This is a genomic window from Sphingobium sp. B11D3A (assembly GCF_025961695.1).
Taxonomy (GTDB): Bacteria; Pseudomonadota; Alphaproteobacteria; order Sphingomonadales; family Sphingomonadaceae; genus Sphingobium.
The window spans coordinates 904,421-920,552 of the sequence record NZ_JAOQOE010000001.1; the positions used below are offsets into that span (position 1 = coordinate 904,421).

Consider the following 16,132-nt stretch of genomic DNA (forward strand, 5'->3'; position numbering starts at 1 on the left):
CCGGTCTTACGCGATCTTAAGCGGCGCGCGCCGCTGGCCTAGCCATTTCGCTCTCGGCAATCAGACCAGCCATGAGCTGGGCCAGCCAGCGCGCATCATCCTCGGCGCGGTGGCGCCGCGCGCGCTGACGATCGGCTGCATCGAGCAGCCGCGTCAGGACCGTGCGGTCCGTATCGTGAAAGAGGCGAAGCTCGGCGAGACAGCGGATCGGCAGATGTGTGGGTTCGCCCGCTGCAGCAAAGAGCGTGCGCGACCACGCATCATCGAAATAGCTGTCGGCAATCACCTCATGCCCAGCCACGGCCGCGCGCAATTGCCGTGCGACGCAGCGGGCATCTAGCCCATCGCGCTCCAGCTGCGCACGCGAAATGCCGTGCAGGCTCTCGGCTTCCTCGCTCCACTGCCAGTCGGCCCAGTCCGCATGAGGACGGATCAGCCAGAATCGGCTCCAGCCTTCGGTGCTGGCAATGCCGACTTCAATGGGGAAAGACCGGCCATATTGCGGCAGGCAGGACGCTTCAAAATCAACGGCGATGACGGCCATGCGACATACTCACATAAGGAGCTGCCCCATCACGCTCCATCCTCACCCGTACAGGACGCCCGTTGCCGGATTTTGTTCCTGCCTTTTCTGATCCTGGAAACAGGTCTAGCGGACTGAGGTTAAGATTTCGCGTCATGCCCGGCGCTTCGGGCGCGGGCTGTCAGTTGCTCATCGATGCGGGAGCAGCGCTCCGACGATCTGCCGGTCTTCCTGTCGCAGTACGCCCCAGGCGCGCGCCGCCGCACGGCTATCCATGGCCTCCACGCCGATCCCCATGGCTTCGACGGCGCGGACGAACGCTGCCGAGGGCCTGACCAGCCTGGGTCCAGTGCCGAGGAGGAGAAATTCCGCCGGCGGGTCGAGATCCAGGATCGGGCGCAGCATCTCAATTGTCAGTTGGTCGATCGTCGTGGGCGCGTCCCACGGGACCACGCCAGCCGGATCGATCAGGATGCCGCTGTCGAACACATGATCGCGCACGCGAAAGCCGCGCCCGGCAAAGCCGGTGATGACCGGGCCCGCGGGCTTCTCGTCGCGGAGCAGTTCCATGCTCTTTCCTCCCCGCCCGACGGATGCCGCGAGATCAGCGCGGCATCGTCTCGTTCTTGAGGGTCCGCTCGGCGCCGGCCACCTGACCGCCCGCCTTAGCAACGAAGCTGTCCGAGCCGACCTTGGTCCACACCAGCAGCGGCGCGGACATGTACATCGACGAATAGGTGCCAACGAAAATGCCGAACAACATGGCGGCGGTGAAGCCGAAGATCACTTCCGGCCCGAGGAGCAGCAGCACCACCAGTGTGATGATGATCGTCAGCGAGGTCATCACCGTGCGTGCGAGCGTCTCGTTGATCGAGAGGTCAAGCAGCGGAACCAGCTCCATCTTGCGATATTTGCGCAGATTTTCGCGGATACGGTCATAGATGACGATGGTGTCGTTGAGCGAATAGCCGATGATCGTCAGCAGGGCCGCGACGATGTTCAGGTTGAACTCCATCTGGGTGAGCGCGAACAGCCCGAAGGTGAGCGCCACGTCATGGAACAGCGCAAACAGCGCGCCGAGACCGAACTGCCACTCGAAGCGGAACCAGATGTAGATGGAGATCGCCAGCATCGCGAAGAACATCGACCAGGCGCCAGTCTCGAACAGTTCGCCCGAGACCTTGCCGGACACGGTATCGACACTGCCGAACACCGCATCGGGATGGGCCTTGAGGATCGCCGCCTTGAGCCGCTCGGCAGCCTGGTTCGCGGCATCCTCGCCACCCTCGGGCAAGGAGGTACGGATCGAGACGTCCTTCGCCGAGCCGAACTGCTGGATATTCGCCTCCCCCTTCACCGCCGCATCCACGGTGCCGCGCAGGGCATCGAGGTTGACGGGCTGCGAGAAGGTGACCCGCATCATCTGGCCGCCGACGAAATCGACGCCCAGATTGAGGCCGCGCGTGGCGACCAGAGCAATCGACGCGATGATCGAGATCATGCTGATCGCCATGGCGATGTGGCGCCACTTGAGGAAGCCGATGTTGGTGTTGTCCGGGACAAGCTTGAGCAAGCGCATTGGTCTTGTGCCTCAGATCGTCAGTGTCGTCGGCCGCTTGCGCAGCCAGAAGGAAGCGAACAGGCGCGTCACCGTCACGGCCGTGAAGACCGAGGTGAAGATGCCGATGGTGAGAACCACCGCAAAGCCCTTGATCGGCCCGGAGCCGAAGTAGAACATCAAAGCGGCGGCGATCACGTTCGTCGTATTGGCGTCAAAGATCGCGCGCTGCGCTTCCTTATAGCCGGTTTCGACCGTCTGCATGATGCTGCGGCCGCGTCGCTGCTCCTCGCGGATGCGCTCGTTGATCAGCACGTTGGCGTCCACCGCCGCACCGATGGTCAGGACGAAGCCGGCAATGCCCGGCAGGGTCAGCGTCGCGTTGAACAGCGCCATGATGCCGACGATCATCAGCACGTTGAAGATCAGCGCCAGGTTCGCGTAGATGCCGAAGCGGCCATAAGCCATCACCATCAGCAGCAGCACCGCAGCCGTCGCCACGCCGCCGGCGATAATGCCCTTGCGGATGGAATCAGCGCCAAGATCCGGCCCGACCGTGCGTTCCTCCACCACCGTCAGCTTCACCGGCAGTTGGCCGGAGCGCAGCGCGATCGCCAGCTGGTTGGCGCTTTCCACGGTGAAGTTGCCGCTGATCTGCGCCGATCCGCCGAGGATGGGCTCGTTGATGTTGGGCGCCGAGAGCACCGTGCCATCGAGGATCATCGCGAAGGGCTTGTTCACGTTCTGCTGCGTGGTGCGCGCGAACTTGTTGGCGCCGGAGCTGTTGAAGCGGATGCTCACCACCGGCGCATTGGTCTTGGGATCATAGGATTGCTGGGCGTCGATCAGCTCATCGCCCGCCACCATGGTCTGCCGCTTCACCGCGATGACCGGCTGGCCGAGTGGATTGTCTGGATACGGCACAAGCACGCTGCCCACCGGCGCGATGCCGCGCGCCAAGTCGGCCGGATTGGCCGTCGTGTCGACCAGCTTGAACTCAAGCTGCGCGGTCTGGCCGAGCAGATCCTTGAGCTGAGCGGGGTCCTGAAGGCCCGGCACCTGCACGACGATGCGATTGCTGCCCTGGCGGATGATGGTCGGCTCACGCGTGCCCATCTCGTCGATGCGCTTGCGGATGACTTCCGTCGCCACTTCCATGGCGCTCTCGACGGCGGCGTTGATGCCGGCTTCGGTCGGCGTCACGACGATGGTGCTGCCATCGCGTACCTGCACATCGAAGTCGCGCTGGCCCGTGAGGCCGGCGCCGCGCGTTAGCGGACGGATGCGCTCGACGGCGGCATCCACCTGCGTGGCATCGCGCACCATGAAGCGCAGCGCATTGCCCTGCGTCGACATCTCGCCAATGGCGATGCGGCTATCAGCCCGCCGCAGATCGACGCGGATCGCTTCCTCGATATTCTGGATGCGCTGGCGCGCCACGTCCTTTGTGTCCGCCTCGAGCAGAATGTGGCTGCCGCCGGAGAGGTCGAGGCCCAGATTGACGCGCGCCTGCATGAAGCGCGGCAATTGCGAATAGGTCTGGTCGGGCAGGAAGCTCGGCACGGCATAGAGACTGCCGACGACCAGCGCCACAAGGACGAGCCAGATCTTCCAGCGGGGAAAGTCGAGCATGGCCCGTCAGTCGTTCGCGGGCTTGGCGGTCATCGGATCGACGACATCGCTCAGGGTCGCCTTGACCGCCTTCACCTTGATGCCCTGGCCGAGTTCGACATCCACATAGGTGTCGTCCACCCGGGTCACCTTGCCGACGAGGCCGCCGCCGGTGACGACCTGATCGCCTTTCTTGACCGCGCCGATCTTGGCGCGATGCTTCTTCATCTGCTGCTGCTGCGGACGAATGAGCAGGAAGTAGAACACCGCAAAGATCAGGATCAGCGGAACGAAGCTCATGAAGCTGGCCATTCCGGAAGAGCCCGGTGCAGCGGCGGCGAGTGCAAAAGTTGTGAACATTGCGATCCTTGAGCAGGGCAATCAGCAGATGGATGAACAGCGCGCCCCGCAGATGCGGCCTCACGCACACTGTTTCAAGGCCGCGCGGCTAGCATATCGCCCCGGTGCAGGCAACCGAGATCGCCGGGCGCCCTTCCCCCGCGCCGCCGCTGCGCCGCGCGCCGGCCGAGCAAAGCGCGCCGAACAATCGCCCAGTCACCCCGCCCCGCCTGCCGGCCACCAGCAAAATGAAAAATCATGCGCAGGGAGGCGCCAACGGACCTTGCAACTTCCGCGCGATACGCCTAGGAGCGCACCTCCGGTCGGGACGTAGCGCAGCCTGGTAGCGCATCACACTGGGGGTGTGGGGGTCGGAGGTTCGAATCCTCTCGTCCCGACCAAATAATCAAGAAATTGCTCAGAGCCCTGCATCGCTCGGCCCGTTGCGCCGTTGAAGGTGGGCGGCCAGCGCTGGTGCGCAGCGCCCCTTCAGCGCAACACATCCAGAATTGCCACATCAAGCTAGTACGGGTCAGAAGCCCTGCGCGTCGAAGCTGCGCCGAATATGTTCGGCCACCGTGGTGGCAGGATGATGCGGCACCTCCCCTTCAGCTAAGCAGGAAGGCAAACAGGCGATTTCCTGCTGTGGCGCGCCTGTCAGGAAGAATGGCGCGGAATAACGGTCCACACCGGTGATGTTCACGACCCTGTGAACCGACGATTTGTACCGACCATTGGTCCAGCGCTGGAACAAATCACCCACATTGACCACCAGGCTTCCGGGCATCGGGGGCGCTTCGATCCAGCTGCCGTCATCCTGATCGAGCACCTGCAGGCCGCCCACCTCATCCTGCAAAAGCAGGGTCAAACTCCCAAAGTCGCAATGCGCTCCGGCCCCCTTGGCGCCAGCGGAATAATGGACCAGCCGCAGCGCGGCGATTGGATCGGTGCAGAAGGCGGAAAAATAGTCTTCCGGCAAATCGAGCGAAAGAGCGAAACCGGCCATCAGCCGCCGCGATATATCATGCATGTCAGCCACGTAATCGAGCATGAATGCCTTAAAGCCAGGCACCCCGTCCGGCCAGAGATTGGCCTCTTCGTCCACGCCCTCGCTCCCGAGATAATATTCTTCCTTCAGGGCATCCTGCGGTAAACCTTCACTGGTACGTCCGCCCATGCGCGCATAGCCGCGTCCTCCACGGGCAGATCCATTTGTGATGGCGCGTTTTTCGGCCTCATCCAGGGCGAACAGGGCCTTTGCATAGTTCAACACCAGCGCAAGCCGCTCGCTGCTAAGGCCGTGGCCGACAAGATAGAAGAACCCATGCCGCACACTTGCGGCCTTCAACCCGAGAACAGTCTCCTGCCTCGTGTCAGGGTGATCGCTCTCCATTGCAGAAAGATCGATCACCGGAAGCGCAAAGCCACTCATTCGGGAACTCCGTCGGACGGATTTCAAAGACAGCGAACTTAAGGCCTGTTTTAAGGCCCGGTTGTGCCAATTGAGCATGCTCGCCGAACGTCCTTCGAAACACCCAGTCACGCCGCGATGTGCCATGCGGAAGAGAAGGAGTTCTCGATGCCACTCATCCCTTCCTTCGATCACACCCGGCTCAACGTCCGGGTGGAGGGTCCGCGCGATGCCCCGGCTATACTCTTCGCGCATTCCATTGGCTGCGACCTGACCCTCTGGGACCGGCAAGCAGCGGCCCTCAACGACCGATACCGCATCATTCGCTATGACGTTCGCGGCCATGGTGCCAGCGATGCTCCCGAAGGGCCTTACACCGTCGAGCAACTTGCGGGGGACGCGCTTGCGATCCTCGATGCCCTCGAGGTCGAGCGCGCGCACCTTTGTGGACTGTCACTCGGCGGTACGATGGGGCAGTGGCTGGCACTCAACAGGCCGGACAGGCTTGCCAGCCTGACCCTGTGCGACACAGCGGCCCGACTGGGCACCATTGAAGGCTGGCAACAAAGGATCGAGACCGCTCTCTCGCGCGGCATGGCAGCCTTGGTGGATATGTCACTCCTGCGCTTTTTCTCGGATGCGTTTCGCGATCAAGACCCGGCAACAATCGCCCAGTTCCGCGAGATATTCCTTGCCACGCCAGCGCAGGGCTTCGCGGGCTGCTGCGCGGTTTTGCGCGACTGCGATTTCACGGACCATCTTTCCGCCATAACGGTACCGACCCTGGTCATGACGGGTCGCAACGATGTGCCCACGCCACCCGCCGACAGCGAGTTGCTGGCATCCCGCATTCCCGGCGCGGAACTCATATTGCTCGATGCAGGCCATATCTCTGCACGGGAGGATCCGCAGTCCTTCACCAGAGCCCTTCTCACCCACATCCAGCGCAATGAGCCGCGCGATCCGGCTCAGCGATAACGCGCCGGCCCATCGCCTACGCCCGGCAAGGCGTTGCAATTCGCGCAAGAAAACCGGACGAGAATAGCATTACCGGTTCGCCGGGCGAGCTGCCACCTTGAGCATCGGTCAGCCAAGTTGCAACGATGAGTGAGCAGAGCATGGACGATATGATTCAGGATGAAGACCGCCTGATAGCGCAGGCTGTCGAGCTTTCCGAAATTCCACTGATCGACTTTGCCCCCTTCCTCTTCGGGGATGCCGAGGCGCGGCGCGAAGTCTCTCGACGGATCGCCGAAGCCTGCGCCACCATAGGCTTCTTCTATCTCACCGGACACGGCGTGCCGACCGAGACGCGTCAGGCCGTTTTCGACAGGGCCGCCGATTTCTTCCACTTACCGATGGAAGACAAGGAGGAAGTCCGCGTCAACGACCAACTCAATCGTGGGTGGATTTATTCAGGCGATAAAGAGAATCTGAACGCGAACAGCCGTGTCTTCGAGCAGTATCGCATTCAGCGGGATTTCGCCCCTGATGACCCGCTGCTTAAAACCGGCAATCCCTTTTACCAACCGAACCGATGGTCATCCAAGGTCGACAACTTCGACAAGGATTGCATGACCTATTACGATACGATGTCGCATCTCGCAGAGGAATTGGTCCGTGCCTTCGCCTTAGGGCTGGATCTGCCGGAAGACCGCTTCAACCGCTACTTCCAGAAGTCCACTTCGCAAATCAGCTTGATGTACTACCCTTCCCTTCCCGAAGGGGCCGGCAACGAAATAAAGAATTTGAGCGCCCACGTCGACGAAGGTCCGCTCGTGATCCTCGCCCAGGGTGAGATTGGCGGGCTTGAACTCAAGACGCTGGACGGGCGCTGGATTTCCGCCCCGCCGGTCCCCGGAGCCTTTACGGTCAATATCGGCAACATGATGATGTGGTGGTCGAACGGGCGCTATCGCTCGACGCTCCACCGCGTGCGCAACACCTCCCATGTCGAACGCTTTTCAATCCCCTTCTTCTGGAATGCAGATCACGACGTGGTCGTCGAACCGCTGGAGGAATTGGTGGAGCGTGACGGCGAAGCGAAGTTTGCGCCGGTGCATGTCGGCGCCTTGCTTGGGCGGTTCTACAAATCCTCGGTCTACATACCGTTCGATGACAAGAAATAGGGCGACGCACGGACGGTCGCGGTGTGGCTGATGCCAGAACGCAATTACGCCCAGCAAGCCTGAGCCTGCCGGGCGCGATGTTGGTGCGTTCGGGCAGTCACGCGGCGACCTCAGCCGCCGCGTGAATCCTCAGAACTTGTAGCCGACCGTCAGGCCGTAAGTGCGCGGCGGGAGCCAGGTCACGCCGAGCAGGCGGCCTGTCGCCAGAGCGAAGGTGCTGCTCGGGCGGAATACGTCGAACAGGTTCTTGGCCCAAAGCTGCGCGCGGATGCGGCCGTCGTTGGTCTCATAGGCCAGCGAGGCATCGACCATGGTGTAGGCCGCGCTGCTCTCGATCTCGCGCATATACTCGCTGAAGTAGGTGCGGCTCTTATAGGAGACGTCCACGCTCGGCGTGAAGGTGCCGATGGGCGCAATCACATCATATTCGCCGTGCAGGTTCCACGACCAGCGCGGGCTGTTGCGCGTGTCGTTGCCGGCAAGCTGGATGTTGCCACCGCTCGGCGCACCGAAGGCCGTCGGATCGGGGTTGGTCACGGCGTTATACGGCGTGCCACCAGCGATGTTGGCCGGGTTCAGCGGATCCAGCGTCAGATAATCGACGAAATGCGCATCCGTGTAGGAGAGCGCACCGCTCAGGCGCAGGCCGGGCATCGGGCGCAGCATCGCGTCGAGCTCGATGCCCTTTGCGCGTGTCTTGGCCGCGTTCTGGAAGATCGTGGTGTAGCCGGTCGGGCCGCCCGCGATCGTCTTGTTCAGCTGCAGGCCGTTCAGCGTATAGGCATAGCCCGCGAGGTTCACGGTCAGCATGCGACCGAAGCTCGCCTTGATGCCGGCCTCATGGTTGAACATCTTCTCGGGGTTCACGATCGTGGTGCTGCCTGCGGCATTCTCACCCGAGCCGGCCTTGAAGCCTTCCGAATAGGTGTAATAGAGCAGGATGTCCTGATTGGCCTTCCAGACCAGCCCGGCTTCCGGCGTGAAGTCGCGGAAGGTCTTCTCCACATGCGTGCCCGCGGCGGTGTAGCGCAGCACCGGCCCCACCCCGTTGCGGGTGATGATGATGGAGGGGTTCTCCGACTCCACATGCTCACTGCTCCAGCGGCCGCCGAGCTTCACGCTGAGGCCCGAGAGCGCCTCGCTGAACATGCCAAGCCCGATCTCATACTGGCCGAAGATCGAGAAAGCCTCGGTCAGCAGGTTCGAGCGCGTGCAGACGCGCTTGGGCGCGATGATGTTGCTGCCGCCGGTCACGCCGTTGGGCGAGTATCCGCACAGGCCATAGGCCTCGTTCAGATCAATGCCCGCAGCCTGCAGCACGCCGATATTCTGCGCCATGCCGGTCCGGTTGGCGAGACCGACATTGTCGATCGGCCGCTGGCGCTCATGGAAGAAGAACACGCCGATGGTGCCGTTCACCCATTCGGACTGCAGGCCAAGCCGCAGCTCGTTGCTCCACTGCTTGCTGTCGATCCGGCGCTCCTGCACCGTGGTCGCCTGACCGTTGGTCGGCAGGCTGTCGATCACGGCCGAAAGGTCGAGGTCCTGGAACAGCGAGCTCTTGAAGGAGCGATAGTTGGCGATGTTGGTGACCGTCAGCGCATCGTTGAGTGGCACATTGAGCGTGCCGGTGAAGGCATAGGTCTCGGTCTCGGTGCCCGGGCTGGATTCCGTCGCGAGATCACGCGGGTTGGTCGCATAGCCACCCACGCCGAGCGGGGCCAGACGCGCCACGCCGGGGAAGGATGCGCGCAGATAATGGATCGCGCCGGAGGCGTCGCTCTGGCGGAAATATTCGCCGGAGACCAGCAGCGTCGCCTCACGGCCAAGGTCGAACTCGAGCGAGGCGCGGCCCATGCGGCGGTTGAGGTCGTCGACATCCTTGCCGGAGACCGGGTTGACGCCATAGCCGTCGCGGTTCTCGGTCTTGATCGCCAGACGGGCGCGAATGCCCTCGGTGATCGGGCCGCTGATCGCGGCTTCGGTCGTCAACGCATTGTAGCTGCCATAGCCGATGCGGCCATAGCCGGAGAAGACGTCCGTCGGGCGGGCGGTGATGACGTTGATCGAACCACCCACCGCGTTGCGGCCATAGAGCGTGCCTTGCGGGCCGCGCAGCACCTCGATGCGCTCCAGATCGAAGAGCGAGGTGAGCTGGGCCTCGGCGCGGGCCACGTAAGCACCGTCGACGTGGAAGGCCACGCCGGTCGAGCTGCCCGTGGTCGAGGTGTTGGCACCCACGCCACGAATGAAGATCTTCGCCTGGTTGAAGTCGCTGCCGAAATTCACCGACGGCACGATCGTCTGCAGGTCAGAGATGCTGTTGACGCCAGCGCTGGCGATCCGCTCTGCGCCAAGCGCGCTGACGGCCGCACCGACATCCTGCAGCGATTGCTCGCGCTTCTGGGCCGTGACGATGATCTCCATGCCGTCATCGGCGGCGGTCGCTGTCTGGGCGGCCTGCGGGGTTTGGGCGAGGGCGCTCGTCGAGGCGAGGAGCAGCGCGGGGATGGACGCTTGGATGGACAGGGAAATCCGTTTCATTCTCTCTCTTCCGTTTCTGTTATGCTGGCCCTGCGGGATGGGCATGCATGTTCAATGCGCCCGCACTCACTGAATGCAAGACCCGACTGCCCCAAAGGGCAGTCATATCGTTCATTCGAGACACAGGTGTAGCCTTTGCGCCACGGCTCGCTTTGACCCACGTCAAACCGCCCCGCGCCTTGTCGACACCCGTTGCAAATGCGTATCTGTGCTGCGCGAAGGAGGGGCGCCATGCTGGCATGAAGAGCAGCGATGCGCAGTCCGGACGCTACGGAAACGGGAAGCGCCCGAGCCGGCGGTGGCCGGCTCGGGCGCTCGATGATCGGGCGGATCATCCGGGACGATCCTAAAGAGAGGGAAACGGTGTCGGTGCTATTCGGGGATGGAGCCGTCCTCGTCGTCCATATTCTCCTCGCCTTCATAGGCGCCCATGTCGATGAGGCCGCTGCGATCCATCTGGTTCATCGTGTCCACCAGGTCCGGCGCATCGATGGGCATCACCTGAGCGGGATTCGGCTTGCCGCCATGCTCGGTTTCGGAATCGCCGCGATAGGGATTGGCCTGCGCATCGGCGGCGACATCCTGCGCCTGCGTGCCGCTCTCATCCTGCTCGGCATTGTCCTTGTCGGGATCGTTGAAGTCCAGCGGCGGGGTTTTCTGACTCTGCGTCATGGATAGGCCTCCTATAATGCCGGGGACCAAGCCCTCAGCCTTCGGAGGAAGAACGCGCCCCTGCCCCATCGGTTGCCGCGACCTGCCCCGGCCGCAAGGCGTCCAGTCCAGCCTCGCCCTCCTGGCCGAACAGGCCGCGCACCCGGATTTCCTGCTGCGGCAGCGGGATTTCGATGGCATTCTGGCGCAGGGCATCGTCGATCGCCCAGCAATAGGTCGCCAGCGTGCGCCCCGGTCGTTTGACGGCGGACAGGGTGGGCCAGACGACCAGCTCGAACTTGAGCGCGTTCTCGCCATAGCCGACCAGCCAGACCTGCGTGCGCTTGCGCCCGGCATCCGGCAAGGTCAGCGGCACGGCCTTGGCCGCCTCGATCACGGCGTCGCGTACCTTCTCCTTGTCGGCATTAAGAGCCGTGCGGAACGGAATGTGGACGCGGCGGGTCATGCGGTTGCGCGTCCAGTTGGTCACCTTGCCGTCGATGAGATTGGCATTGGGCACGAGCATGTCGACATCGTCATTGGTCAGCACCGCCGTCGCGCGCGGGCCAATGGAGCGTACCTCGCCCATGGTGCCGTCTTCCAGTTCAACGAAATCGCCGACTTCGATGCTCCGGTCGAACAGCAGCACCAGCCCGCCCACGAAGTTGCGCACGATATCGCGCAGCCCCAAGCCGATGCCGACACCCAGCGCACCAGCGAACAGGGAGAGCGCGGACAGATCGACTCCCAGCGCCGACACCGCCGCTGCAAGCCCGAATGCCACGATGACATAGCGCGCAATCTGCCCGCCGATATGAATGGCGTGGGAGCGCTCCTCCCCCATGGTCTGCTGTGCGCGGCGCACGAACTTCTTGAGTAGCCACACTGCCAGCAGCGCCGTCGAGAAGACAACGATGGCCGAGATGATCGCGCCGATGGTGAGCCCGGACGCCCCGATATAGGCGATGGGTTGGGTCAGCAATGCATCGGCGCCGTTCAAAGCCACATGGCCTCCTGTGGAGTGACCGCACCGTGAGGGCCGGCTAACGGGATGTCAAATCGGTGGCTTGGTCGAAAAGTTCCGGGCCTCCTCAAGTGCCTCACCTGTCCCGTTGCAAGACAAGCTGTCGCAAAACGGCTTCGCGCGGGGCCATGTCGTGCTATTCCGCAGGACATGGAAACCCGGCGTGATGCCATTTACTATCAGCAACTCGCCCGGGTGGCGCGCTTGAAGGCCGACAACTGTGGCGATGCAGATGTCGCCCGCCGCCTGCGCGAGGCCGCTATATTGCATGAGCGCACTGCCCGCCGCCTCCAGCGGGAAGGATCGCCGAGCCAGCCCGAAGAATAATGCGCAGCATCGATAGGGTCGATTGAGCCATTCGTCGCGATCAGCTAACGCCTCATGGCCTGCGCGATGAGGAGAGACGATTGAAACGGCGTATTTTTGCTTCAGCCCTGCTCTGTGGCCTCGCCCTCTCTGCGGTGGCGCGCGCGGGAGAGACGCCGTTATATCAGCCCTCACCGGACTGGGTCATCGCCGCACAGCTTCCCGCGCCGTCCGCGCTTGCCGCGAGCGGCCCCGCCATCCTCATCTTCGACCGCCAGCAGCGCATCGCAGACGGCAGCCTGTGGACCTACTCGGACACCGCGCAGCGCATCACCTCGGCCGAACAGCTCAACCAGCTCGCCAACCTCACCCTGCCCTGGCCGGACAAGGGCGATCTCATCATCCACGAGCTGGCCATCGTGCGCGATGGTCAGAGCATCGATCTGCTGGCCGGTGGCCGCACCTTCACAGTCATCCGGCGCGAGCAGGCGCTGGAGCGGCGCGAACTCACCGGGCTCCTGACCGCGACCATGGCCGTCGAAGGCCTGCGCGTGGGCGACATCCTGCGCCTGCGCGCCTCCACCACCGGCAAGGACGCCGCGCTGGCCGGCCATGTCCAGGCGCTGACGCCGTTGATCACTGCGCCGGTCACGCTCGGTCAGGGTCGCCTGCGCACGCTGTGGGACAATGACAGCCCGGTCAAATGGAAGGTCGGCATTACCGGCATCGAGGCCAAGCCGGTGCGCGGGGCGCGCTTCACCGAGCTGAGCTTCGCCCTGCCCGGCCCGCGCCAGACGGAGATTCCCTCCGATGCGCCCATCCGTTTCCAGCCGCTGCCACTGCTCGAGGTCTCCACGTTCAAGGATTGGGCCGACGTCTCCAGGACGATGTCCCCGCTGTTCGCGACGCAGGGCCTGCTCAAGCCCGGCAGCGCCCTGCTGCAGGAGGTCCAGGCGATCATGGCTGCCGAGCGTACGCCGCTCGGCCGCGCCCAGCGCGCCCTGCGGCTCGTTCAGGACCAGATCCGCTATCTGGCGGTCTCCATGGATGGCGGCAATTATGTCCCGCAAACGCCGGAACAGAGCTGGGCGCTACGCTATGGCGACTGCAAGGCCAAGACACTGATGCTCCTCGCGATGCTGCGCGAAATGGGCATTACGGCAGAGCCCGTGCTCGCCCATGCCCAGCTCGGCGACGCCGTCGTAAATCGCCTCGCCAGCCCGGCTGCCTTCAACCACATTCTCGTGCGCGCGCAGATCGATGGCGAATCCCTGTGGCTGGATGGCACGGGCATTGGCTCGCGGATCGAGGATATCCACGACACGCCACCCTTCCGCTATGTGCTGCCGCTGCGCCCGGAAGGCGCCGATCTCCTGCTGATCGAGCCGCGCAATGCCGGCCGCCCCGCGTTCGACCTGACGATGAGCATGGATGAGACCGCCAGCATCGATCTGCCGAGCGTGTTCGATCTCTCGCTGGTGTTGCGCGGCCTCGCCGCCATGCAGCTCAACGTCGTGCGCACGCAGCTGGACAGCGAGAAGCAGCAGGAGGTGCTTGGCGAGTTCCTCTCCAGCGTGGTCGGCGAATCCCAGTTTGCGGACATCAGCCTCACCGGAGACGATCAGGCCGGGATCGTGACGATTAAGGCGCGCGGCGTCACCGATTCGGAGTGGACGTGGACGGACAAGACCATGCGCCGCGCGGTCGACAAGAGCATCTCGTCGATCAGCTTCGCGCCGGATCGCGCACGTGCGGCCTGGTCCGCCATCCCGGTCGCGACGCCGGCGCCCGAGGGCCGCCATGTTCGCACGACCATCCGCCTGCCCCAGCAGGGCGCGGGCTTCCGCGTTGAGGGCGAGCCTGCGCTCGCAGCGCGCATCGCCGGCTATGATTTCAACCGCGCGCTCAGCCTTGAGAAGGGCGTGCTCACCATCGATGAAGTTGTCGATTCCACCGGCATCGAGATCCCGGCCAGCGAGATCGGCGCCGAGAAGGACCGTCTTGCCACCGCGCAATCGCAAGCGCCGCGCCTGATCGCCCCGGCCAATGCCCTGCGCTCGTGGGACATCACCGGCAAGGACCCCGCCGGCGCGACGCAGATCGCCGCTGCCCAAGCCGTTTACGCCAAGGCCATCGCCGCCAATGCCGACAAGGCCGCGCCCTATCGCGATCGGGCGACCTTCCTCCGCGCCATCAACGATCGCAAGGGCGCCCTGGCCGATCTCGGCAAGGCCATCACGATCGAGCCGGACATCGACCTCTATCTGATGCGCAGCCAGATCCACAAGGAAATGGGCGACCTCAAGGCAGCGCTGGCCGATGCCGAAGCCGGCCGCGCACTCGACCCCGCGTCCGTGGGCGCGGTGTTCAGGGTCGCCAACCTGCGCGCTGAAAGCGGCGATCTGGATAGCGCGGTTGCCCTGCTGGATCAACGCATTGCGCTGGGCGGCGAATCCCGCCGAACGTTCCAGGAGGGCAAGGCCGACATCATCGGCACTTATGGCGACCCGGCCACGGCGCTTGCGCTTGTCGACACGCTGCTGGAAGACCGGCCGGGCACGCCATCGCTGCTCAACATGCGCTGCTGGATCAAGGGGACGCGGCAGGTCGAGATCGAAACAGCCGCGAAGGATTGCACATCGGCACTGGAGTTGAGCAACAGTCCCTATGGCATTTTGGATAGCCGTGCGGTCGTCTCCTATCGCCTCGGCCGCTATGAGGATGCGCTCCGCGATCTCAATGCCGTGCTGAATGCCGTCCCCAATCTCGCGGAAAGCCGCTTCATGCGCGGCGTCGTCCTCGCCCGCTTGGACCGCGGCGCGGAGGGCCAGGCCGATCTCGCCATCGCCCGCCGCATCAAGCCCCGGATCGACGCGGACTATGCGCGCTTCGGCATTGCCCCGTAAGGCAGACCGGCGAGCATCGAGCACCAGCCTATCCCACCTTCGTCACCCCGGACTTGATCCGGGGTCCCGCTGCTTCAATGCGGCCGAAGGTTCAGGCATCCCAAGAAAGCTGGACCCCGGATCAAGTCCAAGGTGACGAGGAAGGGAGGTAAGTCCGCCCGTCGTTCCAACTGGCGCCCGCAAACCCTCAGGCGCGTGCGAGCAGGCCCTCTGTCAGTCCCTCGAACATCCGGCGCCCATCGGTGCTGCCATGGGTCTTCTCGATCGCGCGTTCGGGGTGCGGCATCATGCCGAGCACATTGCCGCCCTCATTGAGGATCCCCGCGATGTTCCGCGCCGATCCATTGACGGCCTCGGCATAGCGGAACGCAACGCGGCCCTCGCCTTCCAGCCGATCCAGCGTCTGCGCATCGGCAAAATAATTGCCGTCATGATGCGCGACGGGGATGTTGATCGTCTCGCCGGCCTCATAGCCGCTGGTGAAGGCGCTTTGGCTGTTCTCCACGGTCAGCGCCACGCTGCGACAAACGAAGTGAATACCGGCATTGCGCATCAGCGCGCCCGGCAGCAGCCCCGCTTCGGTCAGCACCTGAAAACCGTTGCAGATGCCGAGCACATAGGTGCCGCGCGATGCCGCCTGGGCAACGGCCTGCATGATCGGCGAGCGCGCCGCCATGGCGCCGGAGCGCAGATAGTCGCCATAGGAAAAGCCGCCGGGCACGCCGATGAGGTCCAGACCCTCCGGCAATTCCGTCTCGCGATGCCAGACCATCTCGGGCTTGGCGCCGCTCACGGCCTCGAAGGCCACGGCCAGATCGCGGTCGCAATTGGAGCCCGGGAAGACGATGACAGCGCTTTTCATCGGAAACGTCCTTCCTGTCGCCGGCTCAGCCGATCGCCTCGATGCGGTAATTCTCGATCACCGTATTGGCGAGCAACTTGCGGCACATGGCGTCGATCTCGTCTTCGCTGGTGCCGTCGGCCAGATCGAGCTCGATGAGCTTGCCGGCGCGGACGTCATTCACGCCGCCAAAGCCCAGCCCTTCCAGCGCGTGCTGGATCGCCTTGCCCTGCGGATCGAGCACGCCGGATTTCAAGGTGACAAACACGCGGGCTTTCATCGGGACTGT

Annotated in this window: 15 protein-coding genes and 1 tRNA gene; 5 read left to right on the forward strand and 11 right to left on the reverse strand. The window is 63.8% G+C overall.

What is annotated here, in order from left to right:
* Positions 1 to 16 precede the first annotated feature (16 nt).
* From M2332_RS04320 to yajC, 5 genes are all read right to left on the reverse strand, one after another.
* Positions 17 to 544, reverse strand: a complete 528-nt coding sequence (locus tag M2332_RS04320; protein WP_264573105.1) for a hypothetical protein — start codon at positions 542 to 544, stop codon at positions 17 to 19.
* 168 nt (positions 545 to 712) lie between these two features.
* A complete protein-coding gene (locus M2332_RS04325) occupies positions 713 to 1,093 on the reverse strand; it encodes an Mth938-like domain-containing protein (RefSeq protein WP_264573106.1) in 381 nt (126 codons plus the stop codon).
* Between the two features lie 34 nt (positions 1,094 to 1,127).
* Positions 1,128 to 2,102: a protein translocase subunit SecF gene (gene secF / locus M2332_RS04330; protein ID WP_264573107.1), complete on the reverse strand. Its 975-nt coding sequence runs from the start codon at positions 2,100 to 2,102 to the stop codon at positions 1,128 to 1,130.
* 12 nt (positions 2,103 to 2,114) lie between these two features.
* Positions 2,115 to 3,713 carry a protein translocase subunit SecD gene (gene secD / locus M2332_RS04335; RefSeq protein ID WP_264573108.1) on the reverse strand — a complete coding sequence of 533 codons (1,599 nt, stop codon included), beginning with the start codon at positions 3,711 to 3,713 and terminating at the stop codon, positions 2,115 to 2,117.
* Between the two features lie 6 nt (positions 3,714 to 3,719).
* Entirely contained in the window at positions 3,720 to 4,052 is a 333-nt protein-coding gene (yajC, locus tag M2332_RS04340; RefSeq protein ID WP_181559997.1) for a preprotein translocase subunit YajC, read from the reverse strand.
* Between the two features lie 303 nt (positions 4,053 to 4,355).
* Here yajC and M2332_RS04345 point away from each other — a divergent pair.
* Positions 4,356 to 4,432, forward strand: a tRNA-Pro gene (locus M2332_RS04345).
* 131 nt (positions 4,433 to 4,563) lie between these two features.
* Here the strand turns inward: M2332_RS04345 and M2332_RS04350 are convergent.
* Positions 4,564 to 5,463, reverse strand: a complete 900-nt coding sequence (locus M2332_RS04350; RefSeq protein ID WP_264573109.1) for an isopenicillin N synthase family dioxygenase — start codon at positions 5,461 to 5,463, stop codon at positions 4,564 to 4,566.
* 147 nt (positions 5,464 to 5,610) lie between these two features.
* On the opposite strand from M2332_RS04350, the gene pcaD reads away from it, so the two are divergent.
* A complete protein-coding gene (gene pcaD / locus M2332_RS04355) occupies positions 5,611 to 6,420 on the forward strand; it encodes a 3-oxoadipate enol-lactonase (RefSeq protein WP_264573110.1) in 810 nt (269 codons plus the stop codon).
* A gap of 140 nt (positions 6,421 to 6,560) precedes the next feature.
* Positions 6,561 to 7,571: an isopenicillin N synthase family dioxygenase gene (locus M2332_RS04360; RefSeq protein WP_264573111.1), complete on the forward strand. Its 1,011-nt coding sequence runs from the start codon at positions 6,561 to 6,563 to the stop codon at positions 7,569 to 7,571.
* Positions 7,572 to 7,700: 129 nt separating this feature from the next.
* Here the strand turns inward: M2332_RS04360 and M2332_RS04365 are convergent, their stop codons facing one another.
* The 3 genes from M2332_RS04365 to M2332_RS04375 form a co-directional block, all read right to left on the reverse strand.
* Positions 7,701 to 10,115, reverse strand: a complete 2,415-nt coding sequence (locus M2332_RS04365; RefSeq protein WP_264573112.1) for a TonB-dependent receptor — start codon at positions 10,113 to 10,115, stop codon at positions 7,701 to 7,703.
* Between the two features lie 372 nt (positions 10,116 to 10,487).
* The gene (locus tag M2332_RS04370) at positions 10,488 to 10,787 is read right to left on the reverse strand and encodes a hypothetical protein (protein ID WP_264573113.1); all 300 of its coding nucleotides are present in this window, start codon (positions 10,785 to 10,787) and stop codon (positions 10,488 to 10,490) included.
* Positions 10,788 to 10,821: 34 nt separating this feature from the next.
* Complete coding sequence (locus M2332_RS04375) at positions 10,822 to 11,772, reverse strand: mechanosensitive ion channel family protein (RefSeq protein ID WP_264573114.1); 951 nt, start codon at positions 11,770 to 11,772, stop codon at positions 10,822 to 10,824.
* Between the two features lie 168 nt (positions 11,773 to 11,940).
* Between M2332_RS04375 and M2332_RS04380 the strand changes: the two genes are divergently transcribed.
* A complete protein-coding gene (locus M2332_RS04380; protein WP_181560004.1) occupies positions 11,941 to 12,117 on the forward strand; it encodes a hypothetical protein in 177 nt (58 codons plus the stop codon).
* A gap of 80 nt (positions 12,118 to 12,197) precedes the next feature.
* Complete coding sequence (locus tag M2332_RS04385) at positions 12,198 to 15,002, forward strand: DUF3857 domain-containing protein (RefSeq protein ID WP_264573115.1); 2,805 nt, start codon at positions 12,198 to 12,200, stop codon at positions 15,000 to 15,002.
* A gap of 187 nt (positions 15,003 to 15,189) precedes the next feature.
* Here the strand turns inward: M2332_RS04385 and purQ are convergent, their stop codons facing one another.
* Together purQ and purS are read right to left on the reverse strand one after the other, a co-directional pair.
* A complete protein-coding gene (gene purQ, locus M2332_RS04390) occupies positions 15,190 to 15,864 on the reverse strand; it encodes a phosphoribosylformylglycinamidine synthase subunit PurQ (protein ID WP_264573116.1) in 675 nt (224 codons plus the stop codon).
* Between the two features lie 25 nt (positions 15,865 to 15,889).
* On the reverse strand, positions 15,890 to 16,123 hold the full coding sequence (gene purS / locus M2332_RS04395) for a phosphoribosylformylglycinamidine synthase subunit PurS (protein ID WP_264570683.1): 234 nt from the start codon (positions 16,121 to 16,123) through the stop codon (positions 15,890 to 15,892).
* Between the last annotated feature and the right edge of the window lie 9 nt (positions 16,124 to 16,132).